Genomic DNA, 597 nt, shown 5'->3' with positions numbered 1-597 from the left:
GGATTGGTCCTCCTGGCGTCGATGCTGCTCTCCGGATGCGATGCGCTTTCATCCGAGCCGACCTATGGCGGACTGAGCATCGCCGGGTTCAACTACACGCCTTACAACCTCGATCGGTTTGTCATCACGGACAAGTATGGAAATCGCGCGGGTGGGGGCGGCGATCTGATGCCGGGCGCCGGCCAAGGCTCGCTCAGTTGTTGCTACCAGCTGCAGGGGACGGAGTTCAAGGTGGAGTGGTCGGTCTACGACGTGGACGAAGCAATTCGCGCATCGCGCGCGGGCGAATCCTACGAGACATTCCATAAATCAACGGAAGTTCAATTGGCGCTCAACCAAGTCGAAAGTGACCGTGGACTACTCGTGCTCGGCTTGCACTTCTACCCCGATGATCACGTGGAATTTGAGTTCCGTACGGATCTCGGTGGTACGCGCATCGAATACGGAGACGTATGGTACTGGCTGCTGAAAAGCCATGGAACGCTGATCAATCCAAATAGTGAACACGATGCTGTCGTGTTTCGTCGAGCGGCACGGCTCGCCGCGAACGGCTGGCTCAAGTATCGATTCACCGATACGAAGGATCTCCAGCAGTAC

General features: G+C 57.1%; 1 protein-coding gene. It reads left to right on the top strand.

What is annotated here, in order from left to right:
* Nucleotides 1-3 precede the first annotated feature (3 nt).
* On the top strand, nt 4-597 hold a 594-nt coding region (locus ABDB81_RS30435; RefSeq protein WP_346814424.1), incomplete at its 3' end, for a DUF3304 domain-containing protein.

Origin of the sequence: Cupriavidus sp. DL-D2 (assembly GCF_039710735.1) — a bacterium.
Lineage (GTDB): Bacteria > Pseudomonadota > Gammaproteobacteria > Burkholderiales > Burkholderiaceae > Cupriavidus.
This window is presented reverse-complemented; position numbering and strand designations above follow the sequence as displayed.